Below are 26,120 nucleotides of genomic sequence, written 5' to 3' on the forward strand. Positions count from 1 at the left end.
CCGATGACCCTTGCGCACTTTTACCCGATCGGCACCCCCGGACAGCCCTGGGGCGACGCCGAGCGCGCGCAATGGCGGACCCGCCAGCAGCGCCAGCGCAGCTACCACGAAGACGTGGTGGCCGCGCTCGAGCGCCTGGGCGAGCGGTTCGAGGTGGTCCAGTATGGCCAGCTCGACTATGCCCCGGACCACTACCCGCTGTTTGCGGTGGTGAACCAGGCGTGGGACCCGGCGCTGCCGAGCGCGCTGGTGACCGGTGGCGTGCACGGCTATGAAACCAGTGGCGTGCATGGCGCGCTGCAGTTCCTGGACCAGCACGCCGACGCCTACGCCGGGCGCATCAACCTGATCGTGGCCCCGTGCGTCAGCCCGTGGGGCTATGAGCGCATCCAGCGCTGGAACCCCGATGCGATCGATCCCAACCGCAGCTTCCGTGACGGCGGCCAGATCGAAGAGGCCGCCGCGCTGATGCGCTGGGTGGGCACCCGGGCAGACGGCCTGCTGGTGCATCTGGACCTGCATGAAACCACCAACAGCGACCTCGAAGAGTTTGATCCGGCCCGCTGCGCGCGTGACGGCAAGGACCTGGTGCCGGATATCATTCCCGATGGTTTCTACGTGATCGGCAACAGCGAAGACCCGCAGCCGGCGTTCCAGCGGGCGCTGGTGGCCGCGGTGGAGAAGGTCACGCATATCGCACCGGCCGATGCCAAGGGCGAGCTGATCGGCATGCCGTTGCAGTCCAACGGGGTGGTGTGGGGCGAATCCCGTTCGATCGGTGCCTGCGCCGGCTTCACCAACGCACGCTATGCCACCACCACCGAGGTGTATCCGGACAGCCCGCGCACCAACCCGCAGGAATGCAACGATGCGCAGGTGGCGGCCGTGTGCGCCGGCCTGGACTTCGCGCTGGCCCAGCGCTGATCACCGCCGTCATGTCGTCACCGGGCACCCCCAACCCCGCTGCCGCCGATGACGGCGATGCGCTGCATTTCTGCAGCACCTGCGCGTTTTCCGATGCGTGCATGTCGCAGGGCTACGACAAGACCGCGCTGGCCGAGCTGCATGTGCTGGTGGACCACGTGGGGCCGTTCCGCGCGGGCGAGCATATCTTCCGCGCGGGCGATGCGTTCGATTCGATCGCCGCGGTGCGTGGCGGCATGGTCAAGACCTACCTCAACGACAGCCAGGGCAACGAGCAGGTGCTGGGCTTCAGCCTGCCCGGCGAGGTGATCGGGCTCAACGCGATCCACGGGGCGCGTTACCCCTGCAACGCCGTTGCGCTGGATACGGTGTACCTGTGCCGGTTCTCGTTCCCGCGCATGAGCCTGCTGGCCACGCGCATGCCCGGCCTGCAGGCCAAGCTGTTCAGCCTGCTCAGCGCCGAGATCGGCAAGGTGGCGTTGATGGCGGCCAACCATCGCACCGAAGAGCGCATGGCCGCGTTCCTGCTGGATCTGTCCGAGCGCTATGCACGGCGCGGCTTCTCGCCGCTGCGCTTCAACCTGAGCATGAGCCGGGTGGAGATCGCCAACTACCTGCGCATGGCGCCGGAAACCGCCAGCCGCGTGCTGCGCCGTCTCAGCGATGACGGCGTGATTGCCGTCAACCAGCGCGAAATGCAGGTGCTGCAACCGGACCGGCTGGCTGCGCTGGCCGCGGCAAGCGACGGGACCGGCGCGACTGGCTGACGAACCGGTTTCGGCCAGGTGGCGCGCAGCACCGCCCTGGCAGAGGACTCAGTACAGTTCCCGGTGCAGCCGGCCCTCGGTCTGCAACGTATCCCATGTACTACCGCCGCCTTCGTGGGCCGGCATGATCGTGTTGATCGCGTCCTGCACGGCAGCGCCCAGATGCTGCTTGTTGCCGCACAGGTACACATGCGCGCCACGCTGCAGCAGGTCGCCAACCGTTTCGGGCTGCTCAGCCAGCGCGTGCTGCACGTAATACTTGGCCGTGCCGTCGCGCGAGAATGCCGTGTGCAGCCCCTGCAGGCGTCCGTCGGCGCGCCACGCCTCCAGTTGCTGCTGGTAGAGGAAGTCGTGGTCGCGATGCTTTTCGCCGAACACCAGGTGAACCTCGCGCTGCTGGCCAGCGGCGTCAAGCTCGCGCAACAGCCCCATCAACGGCGCGATACCGGTGCCGGTGCCGACCATCAGCAGCGGCGCATCCGGGTCGCGGGGCAGGTGGAAGCCCGGGTTGGAGCGGCAATACACGCGGGCGCTGCCGTCGCCGTCCAGCAGCCAGCCGGTGGCGGTGCCGCGGCGCTCGCGCCCGGTGCGGGTGTAGCGCACCTCACGCACACACAGCGCCACCGCCGTGCTGTTGGCAGCCGATGCAATCGAGTAGGCGCGCGGCAGGCACGGCGACAGCAGTGCCACCAGCCGCTCCAGTGGCACATGGTCCGGGCTGGCGTGGTCGTTCAGTACATCCAGCAGGTCGGCCCCATGCAGGTAGGCCTCCAGCGCCTGGCGCTGGCTGCTGCGGAGCAGGTCCTTGAGCACCTCGCTGCCGGTCAGTCGCGCCAGCTCGCGGAGCAGGGACTTGCCCAGCAGTCGCAGCTCTTTGTGACGGAGCAGCTCGACCGCGTCGCCCTGGCCATACCAGCGCGCCAGTGCCTGCAGCAGCGCCGGGTCGTTCGGGGCCACCACGTGCAGGGTGTCGCCCGCGCGGTAGGCGATGCCGCTGCCGCGCAGGTCCAGCTCCAGGTGCCATGCCGCCGGATCGCGTGCGTTGAGGCGGCGCCGCGCGATGATCGGCGCCGCGAACGCATTGTCCTCGGCATACGCGGTCACCTGCAGGCGAAGGTCGCGGCCGGCGGACGGGTTGCCGTCCAGTACGTCGCCGAGTACCGGGGCCCATTGCTCGAAAAAGTGCTCGTAGCCGCCATCGGCGTCGACGCGCTGCATGATCGGCCGCGCCTGACGCGCCCCGAGCAGGCGGTCCAGGGTCTTGCTGAAACCGCAGAACTGCGGGTAGCCCGTGTCGCCCAGCCCGAACACGGCGTAGCGCAGCCCGGGCAGGGCAGGGCACTGGCGCAGCGCCTCGGCGAAGCGCTCGCCGTTGGCGGGCGGCTCGCCATCACCGAATGAGCTGGACAGCGCCAGCAGCACGTCGCCTGCGCCGAGCGAGGCAACGTCGATGTCGTTGAAGGGCAGCACCTGCGGCGCATGCCGTTGCAGGGCCGGGAACGCGCCCAGGCGGTGGGCCAGGGCGCGTGCGTTGCCGGATTCGGAGCCGTATCCGACCAGGACGCGTTGGATCGGGGCGGCGACGTCCATCAGGCGGCAGCGTAGAAGTCGTCGAACTTTTCCTTGCTGAACTCCACCGCGTCGAAGTTGCCCATCAGGTCATTCACCACGCGGCGGATGCTGATGTAGGCGGTGATCGCGCCGTCAGCGTCGAACAGCGGCTGCACGGTGGTGTCCACCACGTACAGCACGCCACCCTTGCCCAGGTTCGGCACGATGCCGGTCCAGCTCCTGCCGGCCTTGATCGTGTCCCACATGTCCTTGTAGACGGCCTTGGGCACGTCCGGGTGGCGCACGATGCTGTGCGGCTGGCCAATCAGTTCGTCGCGGGTGAAGCCGGTGAGCGTGCAGAACAGGTCGTTGGCATAGGTGATGTTGCCCTGCAGGTCGGTGGTGGAGATCACCATGACGTTCTGCAGTGCGTTCAACAGCTGGGCATTGTCGGGGGCGTAAGACATGGCGGGTTCCTTGGAACGGTGCGGTGGGTGCGATGCCGGCGTACCGGCAACGCGTTGACGTCGTGTCCCGTACAGGATCGACGTAGCCCCCAGGCACCACCATGACAAAGGTCAAGGTCGCCGTTGCCGCCGCTGCGACATTGCGTCGCATGCGCGCACGCACGCGGTGCGGCATCGGCGCCCGCACCGCCGTGCATGCGCAGCGGGTACTTACAGGATGTCGCTGTACGCGCAGCCCACCGTCACCCAGCCCGGCGAGTAGCTCAGGTCCACCAGCACGCGGGCCGTGCGGTTGCCGCCCAGCGGCTTGCGGTAGTCCATGCCTTTCCAGCCGTAGGTCTCTTCCATGGCCGCCTGGTCCGGGCGCGGCGACATCCCGCCGATGCGGTCCACGATGGTCTTGCCGCGGCTCAGTTCCTGGCCGGGCGCCACCTTGAAGGCCAGCAGCATTTCGGTGGTGCTGGACAGGTGCACCAGGTCGGACGTTTCGCCCCAGGCGGTGATGGGCGCGTCGCTCTTCCACAGGCTCAGCGCGGCATCGCCCGACGCGGCCGAACCGGCATGGGCGAAGTCGGTGACTTCTTCGGCGTTGATGCTGTCGGTGAAGGCGGCCACCTGGTCAGCGGACAGTTTGCATTCCAGCAGGCGGGACAGCGTAGTGGCGCTGTCCTGGGCCATGGCGGCGGTGGGTGCGAGCAGGCCGAGCAGGGCGCACAGGGTGGTGGTCTTGATGGACATCGGGGTGGTATCTCTTCGTGCTGGTGATGGGATGCCGCGCGCACGTTCCGTGTGAGCACGCCGCAGCGGCGCACGGATTCTGCACGATTCCTCATGTCCATCGATAGCGTTGCGTAGTACTCACGTGAAGATGAGGTAAGGATCACATTTTCGATGTGTAGTACCATGTGTCGCTTGATCATTGTCTCGGGCCGTTGCCCGTCTCTCGGTCACCCTTCCTGCAGCGCCGTGGAATTCCACGCGGCCGTCCGGGAACGCCTGTTGCCACCCCTTCTTCGCGCCTCGTGCTGCGTTCTTTCGAAGGCGGTTCTTTCCTGTGCCGTGCGCGGGACCTCGGGCGTGGTGGTGGCCATGCTTCCAGGAGAAAGCAGAATGCAGGACCTGCATGCCGCACACGCCCATTTCGGGTGGTTCAAACGCCGTCGCCACGTCCAGGTGGATGAAGTGACCGTTGTTGATCGTCCGATGCTCAAGAAGGCCGTGGGCGCCGCCGCCCTCGGCAATGCGATGGAGTGGTTCGATTTCGGTGTGTACGGCTACATCGCGGTCACCTTGGGGCAGGTGTTCTTTCCCGCCAGCAATCCGACCGCACAGCTGATCGCCACCTTTGCCACGTTCACCGTGGCCTTCCTGGTGCGCCCATTGGGCGGCCTGGTGTTCGGGCCGCTGGGCGACAAGTACGGTCGCCAGAAAGTGCTGGCCTTCACCATGATCCTGATGGCGCTGGGCACCTTCAGCATCGGCTTGATTCCGTCCTATGAGCGCATCGGGCTGTGGGCCCCGGCGTTGCTGCTGCTGGCGCGGCTGGTGCAGGGCTTCTCCACCGGCGGCGAGTATGGCGGCGCGGCCACCTTCATCGCCGAGTATTCCACCGACCGCAACCGCGGCCTGATGGGCAGCTGGCTGGAGTTCGGCACGCTGGGCGGCTACATTGCCGGCGCGGGTACCGTGACGGCGCTGCATATGGCGTTGAGCAGCGCGCAGATGCTGGACTGGGGCTGGCGCATACCGTTCCTGGTGGCCGGTCCGCTGGGCCTGCTGGGCCTGTACATGCGCATGAAGCTCGAAGAAACCCCGGCGTTCCGGGCCTATGCCGAAGAGGCCGACAAGCGCGACAACGAGCGCCCCGGCCTGGGTGCGCTGTTCCGCGTGCATTGGCCGCAGCTGCTCAAGTGCGTGGGCCTGGTGCTGGTGTTCAACGTCACCGACTACATGCTGCTCACCTACATGCCCAGCTACCTCAGCGTCACCATGGGCTACGCCGAAAGCAAGGGCCTGCTGCTGATCATCATCGTGATGCTGGTGATGATGCCGCTCAACGTGGTCGGCGGCCTGTTCAGTGACAAGCTTGGCCGCCGCCCGATGATCATCGGCGCGTGCATCGCGTTGTTCGCGCTGGCCATTCCGTGCCTGAAACTGATCGGTACCGGCAACGACTGGCTGATCTTCCTGGGCCTGATGCTGCTGGGCCTGGCCCTGGTGTGCTTCACCAGTTCGATGCCCTCCACGCTGCCGGCGTTGTTCTACACCCCGGTGCGTTACAGCGCGCTGTCGATTGCCTTCAATGTCTCGGTGTCGCTGTTCGGTGGCACCACGCCGCTGGTCACCGCGTGGCTGGTCGAGCGCACCGGCGACCCACTGGTGCCGGCGTACTACCTGATGGGTGCAGCGGTCATTGGCATCATCACCATGCTGTTCGTCACCGAAACCGCGCGCCTGCCGCTGCGCGGCTCACCGCCGGCGGTGGCCAGCGAAGCCGAAGCCCGCGCCCTGCTGCGCAGCGACGCCCTGATGACCGTCGACAACGCCCAGCCAACGCTGCCCGAGGCGGCCATCCCCGACGACGCGCGCCCCGCCTGACCCGGCGCTCCCGTGCGACCCCGGTAATGCCGGCCGCTGGCCGGCTCCGGCACGATCTCGGTAATGCTGGCCGCCGGCCGGCTCCGGCACGATGTCGGTAATGCTTGCCGCCGGCCGGCTCCGGTGCGGTCTCGGTAGTGCCGGCCGCTGGCCGGCTCCCCGCACACCAGGATCACCGCGACGCCCAAAAAATGGAGCCGCCCAAGGGCGGCTCCATGCCATCACCAGCTGTAACTCATCCCCAGCTGCGCACTGGTCTGGTGATACCCACTGGCCTGCTGCCGGGCCAACCCGGCCCACGCTCCGAACCCGTTGGCAAACTTCAACGACGCACCGGCACTCACCTCCGCACGGCTGCGCGGAATGCGCGCATCCACGCGCTCGTCGTCCATCCACACCTGGGACTCGGCGCGGGTATGCAGCCAGTTGGCGGCGACATACGGCTGCACATCGGCGGCACCATCGCCCCAGCGGGTCACGCCGGACAAGCGCAGGCCCACGCGGCCATACAGCCCATCGGCATCCTGCGTGGTCACTACCGTGCCATTGGCCTCGGTGTGGCGCAGGTCGTCCCAACGGTTGTAGCCCACCTGCAGCTGCGGCTCCAGGAAGATCCCGCCGGCCTGTGCACCGCCCACACGGAACGCGTAGCCGGTTTCAATCGCGCCCTGCCAGCCGCGGCTGTCGTAGCGCTCCGCGTCCAGGCCTACGCCTTCCACGCGGTTGCGGAACTGGGCACGTTGCACCGAACCATCCACGTAGAAGCCGGCATAGGGATCAACGGCATTACCCGCCCGCCACGTGCCATACACGCCCAGTGCTTCGCCCTTGACCTTGCCACGCGCGTAGTAGCCGGTAAGTGCATTGGTGGACGTGCTGGTGGCATTGCCACTGGACAGCATCACGCCCACGCCGCTGCCCGCATCGTTGCGCCACACATCGGCACCGACGCTGAGCGACTGGCTGTTGCCCTGCACATCCAGCTGCTGGCTTACCGCATCAAAGCCGGTACGCGAACCATCCACCCGCGCCCAGGCGCGGCCGCTGTTCTGGCCGGCATGGCGGTCGTGATAGCCCAAGCGGAACATGGCCTGCGCCGCCTGCAGGTTGGCCAGGTAGGCACCGCCCTCCGGGCGCAGCACAGGCTCCGGATTCACCGGATTGCACTCGGGCAGGGTGGGGTCGGTATCGCAGGGGTCCGGTGCGGTCGGCAGCTGCGAGCGCAGGTACCAGTTGCCATCGGCGCCAGTGCCCTTGAACAGGAAGTACTCGTACTGGCCACCCACGGCACGGCCGGCCAGGTTGAACTGGCCATTGGAGGCTCCGCCCACCCGGATCAGCTCGATGCCCTTGTCGGTCTGTGCGCCGGCACCGCCCACGTTGTTGACGCGCACGTTGGCGCTGCCGCTGGTGTCGCCGCCGATGATCAGTTTGTCGGTGGCCGCGGTGTCGCCAGCCAATGCGGTGTTGAAGGCGAGGGTGCCGCCGTTGCCGCTGAAGTTGCCCGCGACGTTGAGGGTGTTGAAGGTTGTGCCGTTGCCCAGCGATACCGTGCCGCTGCCGAGATCGAGCCGGCCAACGGTGGAATTGCCGGTCATGTTCCAGGTGGCCGTGTCGAGTGTGACACGGGTAACATTCGTCATCGTCCCGGAGAGGTGGGCGTTGTTGTCCAACAGCACATTTGCGATGGCTCCTGGACCATTCCGGACATCACCAACAAGCGTGCTGTTGCTGGCGGTGAAATTCACATCTACTACGCCATTGGTTTCCAGCAGGACCCCATTGCCACCCTTGGCGGTCGCTCCGTTGCGGAAAACAATATCGGTGCCGAACGGAGTGGCACTACTGCCCAGGAACTCGGTGACGTAGACCGCCGCGTCAGTACCACCCTCGATGTGGGAACTGTCCACGATCAGCTGATTGCGTCCATTGAATACGTTCCCGCCGCGAGGGTCGTAGGTCAGCCCTGCGCCGTATTTGGCGCCGACAATGCGGGATCCCTGCGATACCGTGGCACTGGCGGATCCACCATAGGCCAACCCGCTACCGCTAAGGAATGAGCCTCCAGCCGTGCTGGATACCCTCGTATTGGCCAGGGTGACCGTCGCGTCACTCGACAATTGAATTCCGAGATCTTCCGCGATGACGGAGGCGCCTGTCATCGTGACGTTCGAGCCACGGGTTGCGAGCAGGCCGATCACTCCGCCACTTAGTGTTGTTCCGTCGAGCGTCGCGCTCGATCGGGCGACGTTCAGTGTTCCGTTGATGGAGCCTGCGGCAAGTGACAACGTGGAGGCATTGTCCGCTGTTATTCCAAGGGAGGCAGCACCTGGGCGAAGAATCAACGACGCAGCATCGAGCGTCCACGCTTCGGCTGGATCGCCAGGCTCCACGGTTGCGGAGTCGCCAGGGTTCAGCGTACCTGCATTTGTGCTCAGTATCGGCGACAGTGCGGCTGCCAAGGCGAGTGCGAGGGTGCGACGAACGATGATCTTCATGCATTACTCCTGTGGGAAAAAAACTCCGAAAAGGACCGCATTCACTTCGCTAGCATGGATCAAAGATATGGCGATGTGACAACGACGTGATTTTTCCGGAAGTTCTCAGTAGCGAGAGCAGAGTGCAGACCAGCTCTCGCTTGAGGTGGATCGACAGGCTCTTCTCTTGTGCACTGCAGTAAGGAGGGGACAGTCTGTTGAACGGCCATAGATCGATCCATGCAATTTGTTGCATTCGATAGCGCCGGCGATTGACGCTTCGGAGGCCATTCAGCCGCAGCGCAGCATGCGGTGCCGTAAGGGGGGTGCTAGGATCTGACTACCATCTGAATCGATCCAAATGCCGATGCCCACGTTGGACCGTCGTCTCCTGATCGCTGTCGCCGCCACGGCGATGTTCGCCTCCGGCCTGGCTGCGGCCGCCCCGGCCAAGACCGCCGCTGACAAAGCCTATGCCTCGGTCGACCCCTTCATCGGCACCGGTGGAGAAGGGCATACCTATCCCGGCGCCACGGTGCCGTTCGGCATGGTCCAGCTCAGTCCGGACACCCGCATCCAGCCGCGCGAAAAAGCCTACGGCTGGGCTGCCGGGTACCGCTATGACGACAGCAGCATCGTCGGCTTCTCGCATACCCATTTCTCCGGCAGCGGCCATTCGGACCTGGGCGACGTGCTGGTGATGCCGTTCACCGGCGATCCCGGGCTGGAGCGCGGCGACCCGGACAAGCCCAAAAGTGGCTATGCCTCGCGCTTCCACCACGACAACGAGAAGGCCGAGCCGGGTTACTACGCGGTAACGCTGGACGACTACAAGGTGCGTGCCGAGCTCACCGCCAGTGCCCGCACCGGCGTGCACCGCTACACGTATCCACGTGGCCAGCAGGCGCGGGTCCTGCTCGACCTGCGCACCAGCCTGTATGACTATCCGGGCAAGATCCTGTGGTCGCGGCTGCGCCTGCAGCCCGATGGAACGGTCACCGGCTTCCGCGAAACCCGCGGTTGGGCGCCGGGCCGGCAGCTGTATTTCGCGATGCGTTTCTCGCGCCCGCTGACCGGCCACGCATTGCACAACACTGAAACCGACATTGCCTACAAGGGCTTCCCACCGCCGGGCCAGAACGATCCCACCCAGCGGCCGCAGATCGAAGGGCGGCAACTGGTGGGTACGTTCGATTTTGGTGCGCTGGATGCGCCGCTGGTGGTCACCGTGGCCATCTCGTCGGTGAGCGAGCAGGGCGCGATCGCCAACCTGGACGCCGAGGCGAAAGATCAGAACTTCGACCGCGTGCGCGCCGAGGCGAAGCAGCAGTGGACCCAGGCGTTGTCCGCCGTGGACATCGAGGCCCCCGAGCATGATCGCCGCAGCGCCTACACCGCGCTGTACCACAGCATGCTGGGCCCAACCCTCTTCATGGATGCCGATGGCCAGTACCGCGGTTCGGACAATGCCGTGCACCGCGCCGAGGGCTACACCAACTACTCCACGTTCTCGCTGTGGGACACCTATCGTGCGCTGCATCCGTTGCTGACCCTGGTGCAGCCGGAAAAGCGCAACAGCGACTTCATCAATTCGCTGATCGCCCACCAGCAGCACAGTGCGTACGGCATGCTGCCGGTGTGGGCGTTCCACGGCCAGGAAACCTGGTGCATGATCGGCTACCACGCCGTGCCGGTGATCGCCGATGCCTACCTCAAGGGCATCCGCGGTTTCGATGCCGACAAGGCGCTGGATGCGATGGTGGCCACCGCCAACTACGGCCCGTATGACGGCATCGCGCAGTACCGCGAACTGGGCTGGGTGCCGATCGACGAAGAGGGCGAGGCGGCCAGCAAGACGCTGGAGTACGCCTTCGACGACTGGACCATCGCACGCATGGCCGAGGCCATGGGCCGCAAGGACGTGCAGGCCACCTTCGATGGCCGCGCCGGCAACTGGCGCCACGCGTTCGACGCCGAGACCGGCTTCATGCGCGCGCGCAAGCGTGACGGCAGCTTCCGCACCCCGTTCGATCCGTCGGCCAGCGGGTACGGCACCGACTACACCGAAGGCAATGCCTGGCAGTATTCCTGGTACGTGCCGCAGGACGTGGCCGGGCTGGCCGCCGCACACGGGGGCAGCGACAAACTGCTGGCCCGCCTGGACCAGGTGTTCGAGGCCAAGGTCGACCCGTCGATCTTCGAGCATATGGAAGACATCACCGGCCTGATCGGCTGGTATGCGCACGGCAACGAACCCAGCCACCACGTGGCCTACCTGTACGCTCATGCCGGCCAGCCGTGGCGCACCCAGGCGCGCCTGAAGCAGATCATGGACACCCAGTACGCCGACCGTCCCGATGGTCTGGCCGGAAATGACGACCTGGGCCAGATGTCGGCCTGGTACGTGTTCACCGCGCTGGGCTTCTACCCGGTGGCACCGGGCAGTGGCGAGTACATCATCGGCCGCCCGTTCCTGCCCAAGGCAACGTTGAACCTGCCTAACGGCAAGCGCTTCAGCATCGTCACCGAGGGTATGGCCAAGGGCCACCAGTACGTGGGCTCGGTTACCCTCAACGGGCAGCCCCTGCAGCGCACCTTCCTGCGCCATGCCGAGATCCTGGCCGGCGGCGAGCTGCGCTTCACCCTGCAGGCCGAGCCCAACAAGGCCTGGCCGGGGGAGGGCGCCCAGGCGCCGTACTCGATGTCGCGCTGAGCCTTGGGGAAACCCGTGCAGCCCTTGCATGGCAAGGGCTTTCGCGGTTTGTCGGGGCACCCGGGATAGGCCAAAATGGGATTTATGTCCAATTTGGCCAAAAGGCGTATGATGGCGCCATATCCCGCGCTGGAGCCTGCCATGACCCTGCCCCTGGACCTGCCCGGCCTTGAAAAGGCCACTGCATCGTCGGTAAAGACCCGTGGCTGGCCAAGCCTGATGCGCACCGTGCGCGAAAAGCAGGCCCTGGTGATCACCAACCACAACCACCCCGAAGCGGTGATCGTGGACATCAAGGCCTACCAGGAACTGCTGGCCAAGGCCGCCGAGGCCGACACCGACGAGCGCGGCGGCGAGCTGGAACGGCTGCGCGCGCAGTTCGACGTGCAGTTGGCCAGCCTCAACCGCGACGGCGGGCTGGGCAAGGTGCTGGGCCAGCCGATCCGGCGCGGCAGGATCACCCCCGGCAAGTCGCTCTGACCGATGGGGCGGATACTGGTGCTTGCCGGCGTCAATGGCGCCGGCAAGAGTTCGCTGCTGGGAACCTGGCTGGAGGCCGATGGCCTGACCTGGTTCAATCCGGATTCCTTTACCCGCGCCCTGGTCCAGGCGGGGTGGGCGGCCGAAGAGGCCAACTCCGCCGCCTGGCACGAAGGCGCACGGCGGTTGCGCAGCGCCATGGCCGAGGGCAGCGATTTCGCCTTTGAGACCACCCTGGGCGGCAACACCATCGCGCGGCTGCTGCGCGAGGCGTGCGAAACCCACGACGTGGCGATCTGGTTCTGCGGCCTGGACAGCGTGCAGCTGCATATCGATCGGGTGGCCGCGCGCGTCGCCAAGGGGGGGCACGATATTCCCCAGGACAAGATTCACGCCCGCTACGACGCATCGCGTGAAAACCTGTTGGCGCTGCTGCCCTATCTGGCCGAATTGCAGGTCTACGACAACAGCGCTCCGCTGGATGCACAGGGCTGCGCCAACCCGCTGCCGCTGCTGCATTGGGACCGCCGCGGGCTGCACTACCCGGTGTCGGTGGCCGAGCTGCTGCACACCCCGGACTGGGCCAAGCCGATCGTGATGCGGGCGATGGAGCTGCACGCCAGCGCGCCCTGACCACTGCGCAGAGCGTGCGCTGCACACATGGCGAACACATTCGTATGCGCGGTCCTTACACCTGCCCGCCTACGGTGGAGCTGGGTGCACTGGCACCCGTTTTTCCACAGGAGTTCACCATGCAGCAGCAGATCCCGGAAGGCACCTTGATTGTCGTCGCAGACGGCGGCTCGGCCCGCGTGTTCACCAACATCGGCAGTGGCCATACGCTGCAGCTCAAGCAGCAGGACGCGCTGAAGCTGCAGGACATCAGTGCGCAGGGCGTCTCGGGGCAGGGTCCGTCCGGTTCAATGCCGCAGGACACCAGCATCGCGCAGATGAACGAAGCCACCTTCGCCAAGCAGCTTGCCGGACAGTTGAACGAGGACGCCCTCAACAACCGCTATGCGCACCTGGTGCTGATCGCCGACCCGCAGACCCTGGGGCGCATCCGCCCGCAGCTGCACAAGGAAGTCCAGGCCCGCCTGCTGACCGATATTGCCAAGGACCTCACCAACGCGCCGCTTGAAGACATCCAGCGGGCGCTTGAGTCACCGCGATGAGCTACGCGCGCGCCTATGCCGCGCAGGAACCCAGCCGCGCCGCCGTCGATGCGGCGCCCGGCTGGCAACTGCTGGAATTCGGCGCGCCGTGGTGCCCGCACTGCAGTGCCGCGCAGGCGCCCTTGAAGGACTGGCTGGAGGCGAGGGACAATATCTCCCACCTCAAGATCGAAGACGGCAAGGGGCGGCCGCTGGGCCGCTCTTTCCAGGTGCGGCTGTGGCCGACGCTGGTGCTGCTGCATGACGGACAGGAAGTGGCGCGGGTTGTACGCCCGCGTGCGGATGCGGACCTGGCGGCATTGGCGGCGGCCACGCCGACGACCTGACGCGCAGGGCGCGGTGGCTTGGCCCTTCGGTGGGTCAGGCCGTCGCCGCGGCTGCTCTGCAATGACCCAGCAAGCCCTGCATGCCCTCGCGGTAGACCTCCGGGTCCATCGCATCGCTGTGCTTCGGGATCCAGTACGCCTGCCCGCGACGATGCAGTGAGGCGCAGGCCACGACCAGGAACGCATCGGTCTCCCGGACATGCACAACGTCGCTCCAGCGCAGCAACGCAGGTCGCTGTCCTGCCCGCGCCACCTGCATGCCCTGGGCATCGAACTGCACGCGGTAGTCGCCCTGCAGCCGCTTGAAGCGAGTTTCCAGGGTGAGCCGGGCGAGGGCGCGGCTGAGCGGGCGCCCGCCTGCCGTACTGGCCGTCTGCTGTTGCGCCATCGTGCTGCGCAGACGCGCGGCGAACGGGCGAGCAAATCGCCAGGCGGGCACCAGCAGCAGCGCCGCCAGTGCCAGCGTCATCCACGTTTGCGGCGTGGCGCCGCGATGGAGCAGCAACCATGCAGCGCCGCACACCGGCAGCAGCACCAGCAACGGTGTGACCGCACGCTGCTGGGCTGCGCCGAGCCGCTCGGCCAGCGCGTCGTCCCGGCGCATCTCGCGTTCCAGTGCCGCATCCACCCAGTGGCGGGTGTGCGCGGCGGTAATCGTGTAGCGCAGCTCGCCGCATGCCTCGCTCACCGGGCGCGGGTCCTGGGCAGGAATGCCGTGGCCAGGCCCAGCAACGGCAGGTACGAGGTGAAGTGGTAGATCCACACGATGCCATGCACGTCGGCCAGTTTGCCCAGCCCGGCGGCGCCGAGGCCGCCGATGCCGAACATCAGGCCGAACATCAGGCCCGACACCATGCCGACGCGGCCCGGCACGGCTTCCTGCGCGTAGACCACCAGCGCGGCGAATGCCGAGGACATCACCAGGCCGATGGCCACGGCCAGCACCGCGGTACCCATCAGGTTGGCGTAGGGCAGGGCAAGCGCGAACGGGGCCACGCCCAGGAAGGAAATCCAGATCACCGCCTTGCGCCCGATCCGGTCGCCCACCGGGCCACCGATGAAAGTGCCCAGCGCGATCGAGGCCAGGAAGATGAAGAGGTACATCTGGCTCTGCTGCACGCTCAGATGGAAGCGCTCGATCAGGTAGAAGGTGAAGTAGTTGGTGAAGGACGCGATGTAGACGAACTTGGCGAACATCAACACCGCGATCACCGCGATGGCCTGGACCACCTTGCCACGTGCCAGGCCGACCCCGGTGTTGCGCGCCAGGCTGCTCATCTTTGCCTGCCCGTGGCGGATGGTCCACCCGGTGAGCAGGAACAGCACGCCAACGGCCAGCGCGGCGGCCAGCATGAACCAGGCAATCGAACGCTGCCCATACGGAATCACCACCGCGGCGGCCAGCAGCGGCCCGATCGCCGAGCCGGTGTTGCCGCCCACCTGGAAGGTGGACTGTGCGGTGCCGAAACGCCCGCCGGAGGCCATCCGCGCCACGCGCGAGGCTTCCGGGTGGAAGGTGGCCGAGCCAACGCCGACCACTGCGGCGGCCACCAGCAGCATCGGGTAACTGCGGGCCAGGGCCATCATCGCGATGCCGATGCACGTGGCGATCATGCCGCACGGCAACAGGTAGGGCAGCGGACGCTTATCGGTGTACATCCCGATCCACGGCTGCAGCAGCGAGGCGGTGATCTGGTAGACCAGCGCGATCACGCCGATCTGCCCGAAGCTGAGCTGGAACTCGCTCTTGAACATCGGGTACACCGCCGGCAGCACCGCCTGGATCATGTCGTTGAGCAGGTGCGCAAAGGCGGCCGCGCCGACGATATGGACCGCAAAGCCCTGGTTGGGCGCGGTGGCGCTGGCGGCGGCGGGAATCGCAGGTTGCGTGGGGGAAGGCGAAGTCATGGACGGTATCGGACGCGAAGTACGGTCAGCGGCACCACGCGCGCGCACCCGGGCGCCGCCTGGTCCCTGGCCCGTAGGGGAGGGGTAGCCAAGGATAGGCCGGTTGCAGGGCGCCGTCCTGTGCCGGACCGGGCGAATGGCCGTGATATGGGCAGCACGTGCGCCGGCGCGGTAGCATGCGCCGGCCTTCTGTACTGCCAACGAGATTCCCCATGGCGTTCCTTTTGCCTGCACTGGCCCTGGCCGTGGCGGGCAGCACCCTCGCCGCGCCCGACCTGCTGCAGCCCGGGCTGTACGCGCTGCAGCCCGACGCGCACCTGCTGGCCACCCCGGCGACCCCTGCGGCGGGAGAAACCTACCAGCAGCGCTACGAACATGCCGTTCCCGCGGCGGCCCGGGTGCGCTATGCGTTCGTCTCGCGCGATCCGCAGGCGCAGCTCAACAAACTGGTGTTCGTCACCGACGCGGCCTACCGGTACGACATCAACAGCGCCAACCTGCTGTGCCCGGCGTACGCCTTCCCGGATTGGAATGCGCATTCCGAAGCGCAGCCCTACTGCCGCACCAACATCGGCGCCAACGACCGGGAAGCGGCACTGGACTGGACCGCCACTGCATTCTCGGTGCGTTGGGCCGACCGCAAGCAGCTGCAGGGCACGGTGCAGGTGCCGCCGCAGCGCGCACCCACCGCCGAAGAGGCCGGCGCCTGCGCCATTGCCGATGTCTGTGCGGCGGTCGCCTACGGGCGCCACATCAACCAGTACGAGGTGGTGCACTACAGCGACCGGTTCGCGCTTCAGCAGCCGCGGGACTATGTGGATGTGCTGCACGTGGACCGGGCGCTGCCGTTGCACGCGCAGGCCAGCGACGCGGGCAGCGTTGCGACGATTGCCGCCGGCAGCTACCTGGCCGTGCTGCAGCGTACCCCGGCGTGGTATCAGGTCGAGCAGATCGGCCAGGACGGCAGCGCGGTGCGTGGCTGGATCGACCGCGATGCCGTGTCCACCGTTACCTGGGTGGCACAGGCGGCCGCCACGCCGGAGGCCACGTTCCGCGTCGGCGTTGAGCGTGACGAAGACGGCGTGAGGCTGACGGCGATCGAAGTGCTGGATGCCCGCACCGGCCAGCGGCGCCAGGTCCTGCGCGATTTCGAGGCCGATCCCGTTGGCGACGCCGATGCGCTGCTGCAGGTGGTGGACGTGAACTTCGATGGCCACCCGGATCTGCTCGCGCCGGGCCTGTCTGGCGGTGCCGGCCCGAACAACACCACCAACGTGTTCCTGTTCGACCCGGCCAGCGGTACGTTCGTGCATGACGCCACGTTGTCGGACCTGCCGCAGTTGTCGATCAATGCGCAGGATCGCAGCATCACCTCCGCATCGCGGGGCGGCTGCTGTTCGCATGCGTCGGAAACTTATCGTTACCGCGACGGCACGCTGCAGCTGGTTGGCAGTTGGGAAGAGTCACTGTCTGCCGACGGCGAGCATGTTGAAACCACCCGCGGCACCTGGCGCAACGGGCGGATGCAGTACCGCACCACGCGGGCCCGCGCGACGCCCGACGGGCCGTGACGCCGGCCTAGCCGGCGTATTCGGGAACGGCCTCGCGGGTTGATGGCGCGGCCTGCTGGTTGCGCTGCACCACCCCGGGTGCACGCTCCAGCAACAAGGGCGACGGCATCACGCACGCCGGATGCATCCGGCAGAAACCGTAGATCGCGCCGGCCAGGCCGATCATCAGGCCCGGCGTGAACGCGGCGCGGGTCAAGCCGCCCACCATGCCGTGGTGCTCCTCGATGGAGGAGATGACCTCGATGGCGGCCGCGTCGACATCGTACGGGCAGGCCGGGTCCAGTTCCGCCGCGCGCAGGAGCAGTTCGCGGGTGGACAGGTCGCCATGGCAGAGCGTGTGGCTGAAGCCCCATTTGCCGGATGCATCCGCGACCGCCCGGCGCAGTCCGCGCAGGTGCTGCTCGCTGCCGGTGCGCGCATACAGGTCGGCATGGGCCAGGCCGATGCCGACGCTGCCGTGGCACCAGGTCGGGAAGTTCTTCTGGCCGTCCTTCAGGTGGATGTCGCGCCAGCGCCCGGTGGCGGGCTCGAACAGCGCCTCCTGGAAGGCGAATGCCGCCGCGGCCAGCTGCCGCCACCCGTCGCGCTCGGCGGCGGTACCGGCGTCGGTTGCGGCCAGGCGCGCCAGCGACCAGCCGATGCCCATCGCCCCATGGGCGAAGCCGCCGATGGGTTCGTCGAACTGCGGGCTGGGCCATCGCGCCCCGTCATGGTCGACGATGGCGGCCGCCTGTACGACGCGCGCCACACGCGTGGCCAGCGCCAGCCAGCGCGCTTCGCCGGTGGCATCGGCCAGGCCGATCAGGGGCAGGATGGCGCCGCTGACGCCGTCCAGTATTTCGAACTTCGGTGACGCATCGAAACTGTGCCGCTCCAGCGTCGCCGCGCAGTGCCGTGCGTCGTCGAGCAGCGCAGGGCGGTCCAGCATGTCTGCCAGCGCAAGCAACGCCCAGATCCGCGAGCCGGCACCGACGAAGCCGCCGTCCATTTCCGAGTGGTCCAGCCGCGACATGCTGGCCAGTACCTGGATCGCTCCCTCCAGAGCCGCCTCCAGGCCGGCAACCGCATCGGCACGGCCCGCCTGTACTTCCAGCCAGTAACCGGCCAGCGCGAAGGCAATGCCGCCCAGCCCGAAGTAGGTGTCCGGACGCACGGGCTGCACCGTCCAGCCGTTGGGCGTGATCTCCGGCGTGATCCAGGTCATCGACCCATCGTCGCCACGCACCGACAACCGCAGCAGGCTTTCCACCGCGGCGGCGGCCAGTGCACGCCGGCGCGCGTCCAGGTTGTCCGGACGGGGATCGCGGGCGGCATAGGAGTAGCCTTCGCGCGCCTCTGCCCGGGCCAGGGCATGTTGGTTCAGATCGGTCGCCACCAGCGTGCTGCGGATCGTGACGTCTTCCAGGTCGATGCGCATGTCGCGCCAGTTGGCGATCACGGTGTTGATCCGCTCCAACGCAACCGGTGCGGCGAAGATCGGGATGTCGCCATGCCGCAGGTCGTCGATCTCGCCCATGATGGCGGCCGGATCCGATGGCGCCGCGCGCACCACCTGCGCATTGCGCACCAGCAGGTCCATCGCGCGTGCGACGGCCTTGGGCTCGTCATGCAGGGACGCCGGGTGCCACAGCATCCGCCCGATTTCGGCATAGGCCATGGTGGGGCGGCGCACGTCACGGACCTGGCAGCCTTCGAAGGGCGCCAGCAACGGCATCAGTGCCCCCGACGCGTCCAGTTCGCGCAGCCGCTGGCTGGCCTGCATGAAGCCTTCGCTGATCTGGTCCCAGTAGCGCGACACGTCCGGATGCGGGGATGGATGATTCTGTGACGCGGCGAAGTCTGCGTCGATCATGCCCAGGCGCGGCCCGTCTGCGGGGTCCTCGACAATCACCGGCACGCGCACGCGCGGCTGCTCGCCCGGCAGGGCGCCCGCGGCGGAGAGGTCCACGCCGGCCATGCCCAGGCCTGCGGTGCGGAACGGCACGATGCCCGTGCGCAGGACCGAATTCATCATCAGCTTTACGGCGATGTCGTACGCCTGCCCGTAGCCGGATGTTTCGATTTCGATCACCGGGGCGAACACGCTCTCGGCATCGACCACCACCGGTACCGGCCCGACCGCGATCAGGTTTTCCAGATGGATGTCGGTACCGCCGATCAGGCGCAGCACTGCCAGCCAGTGGCCCAACCCGCGGTAGTAGGTCTGCAGCTCCTGGTTGCCGTCACAGTAGCGGTGCGCGGCAAATGCCGCCCAGCCGTGGCTGCCCCGATCGATCACGCGTGGCACCCGCACCCGGTCCGGCACGTCACCGAACACGGCGCCAAGGAAGGCGTCCAGCGTGGCGTCGATGCGCAGCGAGCGCGGCTTGTACATCAGATTGCCGCCTTCGAATGCAAGGCGGGCAACGGTATGCCCCTGCGAATGCAGGTCGCCCTTGCCCAGCGACACCGACAGCAGCTGGCCGGCCGGGCGACCGAGCAGGGCAGGGAAGGCGTCGCGGTCGGCGACGATGCGCGTGGCCAGTTCTTCGACGGCAGTGCACTGCGCGGCCAGCATCTGCTGGAACCTTGGGCGCAAGGCGGGGTAGCGCTGGTCCAGGTGGGCGCTGAAATCGGGGTGGGTGGCAAGCTGCACGAACTGCGCGAACTGCCCCGCGTTATCGGTGGCGGTGATGGCGCCGCTGCGGACGGCGGCGTGCAGCTCCAGCAGCAACAGCCGGTTGAGTTTCAGGTGGGCGTTTTCAAGCAGTGCGGCCTGGGCCTGGGCGCTGATCAGCGCGATTTCCGCGGTACTCAAACCGGGCGCCAGGCTGTTCAGCCGCCTGGACAGCGCGTCGCGCTGGTCTGCCGTGATGTGGTTGAGAACAAGAGCAAACGAATCGACTACGGTTGTGCCCGCCATTGCCTTCCCTGCGATAGTGTCCGGATGCGGCATTGCTGGAGACGGCGCGCAGCACGTTCGGCTGCGCGCCGGTACAGGCTAGATCAGCAACACATGCAGTGGTTGATCACTGACATGGTGGTGGTGCAGTTGCCGGTGCCGCCGGTCACCATGGTGGGCGCCATTGCGGTCAGCGCGGCATCGGTTGCGTCCTGGCCGTAGATGAAGAGCGAACCCGCCGGATTCTCGCAGCCGTCGACGCTGTCTGCGCCATTGAGCCAACCTGCAACGACGTTGTCATTCAATTCCATTCCGCTTTCTCCTGTTGATCAACAATGAAGCGATCAAGGCGCCAGGACGAAGCTGGCGCCTCTGGGATACGGCCATTCCATGGCAAGGCGAGGACGCCTGGCGATACGGAGTGACGATGGTCAGGCCGCATTTCTAGGGTGCACATAATTGTTTGTCAGGTCAAACTGAGAAATGGTGCTCAGAACCATTCCGTATTTGCGCTCATTACCGTGTAGGAAAATACCTACGACCGTTCAGCGATGCGGTGCTGCAGCATCGAAGTGTTAACGGAGGGGCGAGGCGAATATCACCCTGCGGGATTGAATCGACGGCGGAAGATACACGCCTGGGCGGTCTGGTTGCGGTGACGCAGACTGCTGAAACGAGAAACCCGGAACGGGTGCGCATGCCCCCGCAACCCGGTATGCCGGGCTGCGGGGAGTTTCAACGCGTCATTACCAATCGGTAGGCGCGTAGTCTTTCAGGAACTGGCCCCAGACGTGCTCGCCAGTGTTGATGCCATGGATGATCGGGTCCACGATGCGCGCGGCCCCGTCCACGATGTCCAGCGGCGGATGGAAGCGCTCTTCCTGCACTTTCTTGGCCGCAATGTCGGCCGGATCCTCGTCGGTTACCCAGCCGGTATCCACGCTGTTCATGTGGATGCCGTCGTTCTGGTAATCGGCCGCCGAGGTGCGCGTCATCATGTTCAACGCGGCCTTGGCCATGTTGGTATGCGGATGCCGGGTGGTCTTGAAGTTGCGGTAGAACTGCCCCTCCATCGCCGACACGTTGACGATGTGCTTGTCGCGGCCCGGCGTACGCAGCATCAGCGGCTTCAACCGCGCGTTGATGATGAACGGCGCGATGGCATTCACCAGCTGCGTTTCCAGCAGTTCCACCGAGGGCACTTCGGCCATCAGCATGCGCCAGGAATTGCGCCCGCGCAGGTCCACCTGCTGCAGGTCCTGGTCCAGGCGGCCATCGGGGAACAGGTGCTGCTGGGCCACCAGCTCATCCTCCAGCAGCGGCACCTGCGACAGCTCGGCGGCGCGGGTGAGGCCGTTGGCGCCGTTGAAGCCCTGGTCCTGCACCACCGGCAGCGCGGCGGTCGACGTTGCGCCCAGCAGCTCGGCGCTGCGCAGGCCTTCGTAGTCGCCGATCAGCTTGCGCAGCGTCTCCGGAACCTCGTGCAGCGCCGCGGTTTCGCCGGCCATCATGTGCGCATAGAACTGCGGCGGGCGACGGACGGTCTGGCAGGCGTTGTTGATGATGAAGTCCAGGCGCGTGCGCGTGACCAGCAGTTCGTTGCAGAACGCCTCCACGCTGGGCGTGTGGCGCAGGTCCAGGCCATAGACCTGCAGGCGGTGGCCCCACTCGGCGAAGTCCGGCTCTTCGGCGTAACGGGCGGCCGAATCGCGCGGGAAGCGCGTGGTGACAATCAGCTCGGCACCGGCACGCAGCAGTTTCAGGCCGGCCTGGTAGCCGATCTTGACCCGGCCACCGGTCAGCAGCGCCACGCGGCCGTGCAGGTCGGCGGTTTCGGTACGCTTGATGAAGTTGAGCTCGGCGCAGGCCGGGCACATCTGGTCGTAGAAGTGATGCAGCTGGGTGAACTTCTGCTTGCACACATAGCAATGGCGCAGCTCCGGCGAGTGCACCGGGTCCGGCGTCTCGGCGGCGTTCTCGCCGTTGTGGGCGTCATGCAGCCCGGCGGCGTGCGGCGGGAAGTAGTTGGGCGTGCTGAACACCGGCTTGCGGCGCAGGGCGCGGATACCGGTCTGCTCCAGCAGCGCCTCGGCCTTGGCCACTTTTTCCTGGTGGCGCTGCTTGGCCTGCTGCTTGAGCTTCTGCCGGCGCGCCTTGGGTTCGGGGTGGTAGACCTTGGCCACCACCTGGTGCAGGCGCACGCGGTCGGCTTCGGGCAGCGTGTCGAGCACGGTGCGGTCGGCCTCGATCGCCTCCAGCAGGTCCAGCGCGGCGCGCAGGCGGTCGGTCAGGGGCAGGTCGTCGGCGTCGAGGGGTGGGGCGATGGTGTTCAAATCGGGTCCGGATAGCGCGAAGGCTGGCGTGGTGCGGGCGGCAGGGCGGGCGCGCAGGGCGCGCATTGGGGGCGCCATTGTCCCTGATCCTGCGTCTGGTTGCCCAAACGAGGGGTTCAGAGGGGGCGCTCGGGGGCCGCTGCCGGGGTCGATCGGGCCGGGGCGCCGGGCCTGGGGCGTGCTGGTGCGGCCTCGGCAGGGATCGCGCCAGGGGGGCTGTGGAGACCGTTTCGCGTCATGGTGGCTGTGTGACGACGGCGGCGAGGGGGCTGAGCCTACCGTTTCGGGACTGCACGCCAAGGTGGCCGGATACAGTGCCCACCGCCTGTCTCCACGGCCATGAGCAGGCGCATGCGACGCGTCGCTGCTTCCAGCATGCCGAGCTGACGTCTGCCCTGCATGCGCCGCATCATCCCGCGTCGGCGGCGGCGCCCAGGTCATGCAGGCTGCGCAGTTTCTTCTTGTTGATCTTGCCCACGCTGGTGCGTTCGATCGCATCAACGAAGCTCACGCGGTCCGGGATCGCGAAGCGGGAGATATCGCCCGAGCGGCTGCGCGCGGCGACCAGTTCAATGATCTCCGCTTCGGTCACCTCGCTGCCGGGATGCCTGACCACCAACGGCAGCGGTCGCTCGCCCCATTTCGTGTCGGTGATACCGATGACGGCGACTTCATTGACCGCCGGATGCAGGGCGATGATGTCCTCCAGGGCGAGCGAGGAGATCCACTCGCCCCCGGTCTTGATCACGTCCTTGATGCGATCGGCGACGCGCAGGTAGCCGGCGGCATCGATGTTGCCGATGTCCCCGGTATGCAGGTAACCGCCGGCCCACAAGGCCGCCGACGCGTCCGGGTTGTGCAGGTAGCCCTGGGTAAGCCAGGGCGCGCGCACCACCACTTCGCCGGTAGCCACGCCATCGTGGGCGACATCGTGCATGTCTTCGTCCACGATGCGCAGGTCGACCAGGGGCACCGGAATGCCGGCTTTGGTGCGCAGTGAGAGCGCCTCGTCCGACCCGCCCAGGGCGGTGGCATCGATCTGGGCGAGGGTAAGCAGGGGGCAGGTCTCGGACATGCCGTAGCCGCCGAAGATGTCGATGCCACGGGCCAGCGCCTGCTGCGCCAGTGCGCGGGGCAGGGCCGCGCCGCCGATGACCACTTTCCAGCCGCTCAGATCGGTGTCGGCCGCGCTGGGGTGGCCCAGCAGCATGTGCAGGATGGTGGGCACGCAGTGCGAGAAGGTCACCTTCTCGCGGGCGATCAACGCCAGCAGCTGCCCCGGCAGGTAGCGACCGGGGTAGACCTGCTTGATGCCCATCAGCGTGGCCACGTACGGCAGGCCCCAGGCGTGGACATGGAACATCGGCGTGATCGGCATGTACACATCGTCGCGGTGCAGGCGGCCCTGGCTGGCCGCACTGCCCAGCGCGGCCATCCCCGCCAGCGAGTGCAGCACCAGCTGCCGATGGCTGAAGTACACCCCTTTGGGCAGGCCGGTGGTGCCGGTGGTGTAGAACATCGTGGCGCGGGTGTTCTCGTCGAAGTCCGGGAAGTGGCTGACCGGCGTGGCGGCACGCAGCCCGGCCTCATACTCGGTCACGAAACCCGCCGGCAGCGGCTGATCGGCCTCGTCCTCCAGCAGAATCCGCGTGCGTACATCCGGCAGCTGGTCGTTGATGCCGTCCAGCACCGGCAGGAACGCGCGGTTGGCCAGGATCACGCGCGCACCGCTGTGGTTGAGGGTGTAGGCAATCTGCTCGGGCGCCAGGCGGATGTTCACCATCATCAACACCGCACCGAGCATCGGCACGGCGAAATAGCTCTCCAGATAGCGGTTGCTGTCCCAGTCCATCACCGCCACGGTATCGCCGTGTTTGACCCCAAGGGACGTCAACAGTCCGGCCAGCTGGCCGATGCGCGCCTGCAGTGTGCGGTAGTCGAAGCGCACGTTGTCGCCGTAGACGATCTCCTGCTCGGGACGCACCGCCAGCGGCGTGAGCAGCAGCTGCTTGATCAGCAGCGGGTAGGCATGGGCGTCGGGGGCGGGCGTGTCTGCGGCGGTGGCAAATGACATGGGGAGTTCCTGGTGGGGCGCGTGTCAGCGGCCGGGCGCGGCGGGAATGGACAGCTGCTCACGCCGCAACGGCGCTTCCGCGCGCGGTGTGGGCTGGATGCGAGTGTCCTGCGGCAGGGCGCGGGCAGAGTCCTCAAGGTGATCCCACACCTGGTCCATCGCCGCGAACATATAGGGCAGCAGCGGCACATAGCGCCTGCGGTAGTCGGGGAAGGCCAGCACCGCGTCGAAGTGCTGTGCGTTGTCCACGCGCCAGTACGCAATCTGCGCCCCCGCCTTGCGTGCGAGGGGCACGTAGCGATCGCTGGTCATGCTGATCGGCACCAGCCCGTCGTCCATGCCGTGAATGACCACGATCGGCAGGCCGCGACGCGGCGCCTTGGCGGTAGCCTCGGCGATACCGGTGCGTACCCGTCGGGCATCGGCGCTGTCGCCTCGGCCAAGCGCCCGCAGGCAGTTCATGCCCTGCAGCGGGTCCTCTGGCGAGCGCGCCGCATTGCCATCCACCAGCACCACGCCGCTGCCCGGCGGGATGCCGCTGCCTTCACTCCACCAGCTGGCACGCAGCGCGGCTGCGGCCGGGCCGGGTGTGCCGTCAGCGGCCGCGGCCGAGAAGCGGTATGCACAGGGATGCTCGTCCGCCCCGTAGCGCCCATAGGCCGACGCATAGGTCACCGCGATGGCACGCCACAGATCGAACCCGGTCGAGAACGCCCCCGCACGAAGCGCACCGTCGCTCAGGCCGGCGTCGGCCAGCTGCTGCCGCGCGGAGCGTGCCTGTGTTGCGGTGTCATCGCCTTGCACCTGCCCGGCGGTTTTCAGCAGGGCGCACCGCTGGCTCCCGGCCGCCGCGGCCTGTGCCTGCAGCGGCGGTTGTGGCAGATCCTCCAGCGCCAGCAGCGCGCAGGGCATCAGCAACGCGGCCTGGGTGACGAAGTCGTACAGCGGCGGTGCGCCGGCCACCGAGACATTGGGTTCGCCGGCCACCATCGCATCGAACCAGTCGCCGTCGATCTCCGCGGCACGCAGCACTGCGCCTCCGCCGTTGGAGACACCCACACCCAGCGTGCGCGTAGTGGACGGTGTGAATGGGGCGGATTCGGGGTAGGCGCGATCCAGTGCCTGCAGGCCGAACTGCAGCGCCTGCAGCAGATGTTGGCCCCAGTCTGCTTCGGGGTTGTCGCCCGAATGGGCGTGCTTGAAGGCGATGCCGTGCGCGGCGGTTGGCGTGACGGGCGCGAATGCCAGCGCGCCTTGGGAGGCAGGGGTGCCATCGGCCTGGAAGCCGACCTTGGCGTCCAGGTCGTAATAGTCGCTGCCGGTGCCCTTGTCGGTGTACGCCACGGCACAGCCGTGGGTCAGCCCCCAGCTGCCGGCCACGGCGATGGCGCCATAGATGCCGCGCGAGCCCGACGAGGCGGCGACCACCAGGCAGCGTCGCGCGGCATCGAAGGTGTCGGGCACCTGCACCAGTACGCGGTGCGGGTGGCGCGCGCCGGGGACGCGTGCATAGGCGGAGAATTCGCGGCCGGGTACCGCCTGCAGGCGGCCGTAGACATCGCCGAAACCGCCGCCGGGGGTGAGGTCGGCGATACCGCGCCAGCTGCTCCAGATCGCGCGGCGCCGGGCCTCGTCTGCTGTTGGTTGGGCCGGGTTGGCGAACGCTGGCGCGGTGGTCGCGCGCAGGGCGTCCAGTCCCAGCCCGGCGGTCAGCAGTTCATCGTGGCCGCGGTGCGGGGCTTCCCGCCACTGCTCGAACACGGGGGCTGCGGCAGTGGAGCGGGGCGCGGCGGCATCGGCGACGGAGATACCGCCCGGCAACAGGGCCAGCGCGACGCACAACGGAGCAAGGGAGCGATGGATGTTCATTGCGCC

20 protein-coding genes are annotated in these 26,120 nt (G+C 67.3%); 9 read left to right on the forward strand and 11 right to left on the reverse strand.

Going from position 1 to position 26,120, the window contains the following annotated elements:
- The first annotated feature begins 3 nt into the window (after window positions 1-3).
- Complete coding sequence (locus tag AC6CHL_RS01655; protein ID WP_498293001.1) at window positions 4-924, forward strand: M14 family metallopeptidase; 921 nt, start codon at window positions 4-6, stop codon at window positions 922-924.
- Between the two features lie 11 nt (window positions 925-935).
- Window positions 936-1,691, forward strand: a complete 756-nt coding sequence (locus AC6CHL_RS01660) for a helix-turn-helix domain-containing protein (protein WP_448133638.1) — start codon at window positions 936-938, stop codon at window positions 1,689-1,691.
- 48 nt (window positions 1,692-1,739) lie between these two features.
- On the opposite strand, the gene AC6CHL_RS01665 is transcribed toward AC6CHL_RS01660, so the two are convergent.
- The 3 genes from AC6CHL_RS01665 to AC6CHL_RS01675 form a co-directional block, all read right to left on the reverse strand.
- On the reverse strand, window positions 1,740-3,281 hold the full coding sequence (locus tag AC6CHL_RS01665) for a diflavin oxidoreductase (RefSeq protein WP_498293003.1): 1,542 nt from the start codon (window positions 3,279-3,281) through the stop codon (window positions 1,740-1,742).
- On the reverse strand, window positions 3,281-3,709 hold the full coding sequence (locus tag AC6CHL_RS01670; protein WP_498293005.1) for a PAS domain-containing protein: 429 nt from the start codon (window positions 3,707-3,709) through the stop codon (window positions 3,281-3,283). The genes AC6CHL_RS01665 and AC6CHL_RS01670 overlap by 1 nt, the downstream gene beginning before the upstream one ends.
- A gap of 210 nt (window positions 3,710-3,919) precedes the next feature.
- Window positions 3,920-4,447, reverse strand: a complete 528-nt coding sequence (locus AC6CHL_RS01675) for a hypothetical protein (RefSeq protein ID WP_498293007.1) — start codon at window positions 4,445-4,447, stop codon at window positions 3,920-3,922.
- Window positions 4,448-4,819: 372 nt separating this feature from the next.
- Here AC6CHL_RS01675 and proP point away from each other — a divergent pair, with 372 nt between their 5' ends.
- Entirely contained in the window at window positions 4,820-6,307 is a 1,488-nt protein-coding gene (gene proP, locus AC6CHL_RS01680) for a glycine betaine/L-proline transporter ProP (protein ID WP_038688338.1), read from the forward strand.
- 221 nt (window positions 6,308-6,528) lie between these two features.
- Here proP and AC6CHL_RS01685 read toward each other — a convergent pair whose 3' ends face one another.
- Window positions 6,529-8,217 carry an autotransporter family protein gene (locus AC6CHL_RS01685; RefSeq protein WP_498293009.1) on the reverse strand — a complete coding sequence of 563 codons (1,689 nt, stop codon included), beginning with the start codon at window positions 8,215-8,217 and terminating at the stop codon, window positions 6,529-6,531.
- A 928-nt stretch (window positions 8,218-9,145) separates the two neighbouring features.
- Between AC6CHL_RS01685 and AC6CHL_RS01690 the strand changes: the two genes are divergently transcribed.
- From AC6CHL_RS01690 to AC6CHL_RS01710, 5 genes are all read left to right on the forward strand, one after another.
- A complete protein-coding gene (locus AC6CHL_RS01690) occupies window positions 9,146-11,497 on the forward strand; it encodes a GH92 family glycosyl hydrolase (protein ID WP_463600955.1) in 2,352 nt (783 codons plus the stop codon).
- 141 nt (window positions 11,498-11,638) lie between these two features.
- Window positions 11,639-11,977, forward strand: coding sequence for a type II toxin-antitoxin system prevent-host-death family antitoxin (locus tag AC6CHL_RS01695; RefSeq protein ID WP_038688332.1), 339 nt, complete (start codon window positions 11,639-11,641; stop codon window positions 11,975-11,977).
- A 3-nt stretch (window positions 11,978-11,980) separates the two neighbouring features.
- On the forward strand, window positions 11,981-12,610 hold the full coding sequence (locus tag AC6CHL_RS01700) for an ATPase (protein WP_038688330.1): 630 nt from the start codon (window positions 11,981-11,983) through the stop codon (window positions 12,608-12,610).
- Between the two features lie 119 nt (window positions 12,611-12,729).
- The gene (locus AC6CHL_RS01705) at window positions 12,730-13,152 is read left to right on the forward strand and encodes a baeRF12 domain-containing protein (protein ID WP_038692204.1); all 423 of its coding nucleotides are present in this window, start codon (window positions 12,730-12,732) and stop codon (window positions 13,150-13,152) included.
- The gene (locus AC6CHL_RS01710) at window positions 13,149-13,478 is read left to right on the forward strand and encodes a thioredoxin family protein (protein WP_463600957.1); all 330 of its coding nucleotides are present in this window, start codon (window positions 13,149-13,151) and stop codon (window positions 13,476-13,478) included. The genes AC6CHL_RS01705 and AC6CHL_RS01710 overlap by 4 nt, the downstream gene beginning before the upstream one ends.
- Window positions 13,479-13,512: 34 nt before the next feature.
- Here the strand turns inward: AC6CHL_RS01710 and AC6CHL_RS01715 are convergent, their stop codons facing one another.
- Both AC6CHL_RS01715 and AC6CHL_RS01720 read right to left on the reverse strand, forming a co-directional pair.
- Complete coding sequence (locus AC6CHL_RS01715; RefSeq protein WP_498293010.1) at window positions 13,513-14,166, reverse strand: YcxB family protein; 654 nt, start codon at window positions 14,164-14,166, stop codon at window positions 13,513-13,515.
- Window positions 14,163-15,386 (reverse strand): MFS transporter, encoded by a 1,224-nt coding sequence (locus AC6CHL_RS01720; protein WP_498293011.1) that lies wholly within the window; start codon window positions 15,384-15,386, stop codon window positions 14,163-14,165. Before AC6CHL_RS01720 ends, AC6CHL_RS01715 begins: the two co-directional genes overlap by 4 nt.
- Window positions 15,387-15,598: 212 nt before the next feature.
- On the opposite strand from AC6CHL_RS01720, the gene AC6CHL_RS01725 reads away from it, so the two are divergent.
- Window positions 15,599-16,957 (forward strand): XAC2610-related protein, encoded by a 1,359-nt coding sequence (locus AC6CHL_RS01725; RefSeq protein WP_498293012.1) that lies wholly within the window; start codon window positions 15,599-15,601, stop codon window positions 16,955-16,957.
- 7 nt (window positions 16,958-16,964) lie between these two features.
- Here the strand turns inward: AC6CHL_RS01725 and AC6CHL_RS01730 are convergent, their stop codons facing one another.
- The 5 genes from AC6CHL_RS01730 to AC6CHL_RS01750 all read right to left on the reverse strand — a co-directional run bounded on the left by AC6CHL_RS01730 (window position 16,965) and on the right by AC6CHL_RS01750 (window position 26,114).
- Window positions 16,965-19,754, reverse strand: coding sequence for a type 2 lanthipeptide synthetase LanM family protein (locus AC6CHL_RS01730; RefSeq protein ID WP_498293013.1), 2,790 nt, complete (start codon window positions 19,752-19,754; stop codon window positions 16,965-16,967).
- Between the two features lie 188 nt (window positions 19,755-19,942).
- Window positions 19,943-20,149 carry a DUF6229 family protein gene (locus AC6CHL_RS01735; RefSeq protein ID WP_038688320.1) on the reverse strand — a complete coding sequence of 69 codons (207 nt, stop codon included), beginning with the start codon at window positions 20,147-20,149 and terminating at the stop codon, window positions 19,943-19,945.
- Between the two features lie 435 nt (window positions 20,150-20,584).
- Window positions 20,585-22,171: an SDR family NAD(P)-dependent oxidoreductase gene (locus AC6CHL_RS01740; protein ID WP_498293490.1), complete on the reverse strand. Its 1,587-nt coding sequence runs from the start codon at window positions 22,169-22,171 to the stop codon at window positions 20,585-20,587.
- A gap of 409 nt (window positions 22,172-22,580) precedes the next feature.
- Window positions 22,581-24,245, reverse strand: coding sequence for a fatty acid--CoA ligase (locus AC6CHL_RS01745; protein WP_498293014.1), 1,665 nt, complete (start codon window positions 24,243-24,245; stop codon window positions 22,581-22,583).
- 24 nt (window positions 24,246-24,269) lie between these two features.
- Window positions 24,270-26,114, reverse strand: coding sequence for a 3-hydroxybutyrate oligomer hydrolase family protein (locus AC6CHL_RS01750; RefSeq protein ID WP_498293015.1), 1,845 nt, complete (start codon window positions 26,112-26,114; stop codon window positions 24,270-24,272).
- Window positions 26,115-26,120: the final 6 nt, after the last annotated feature.

The organism is Stenotrophomonas sp. GQ19 (assembly GCF_059758695.1).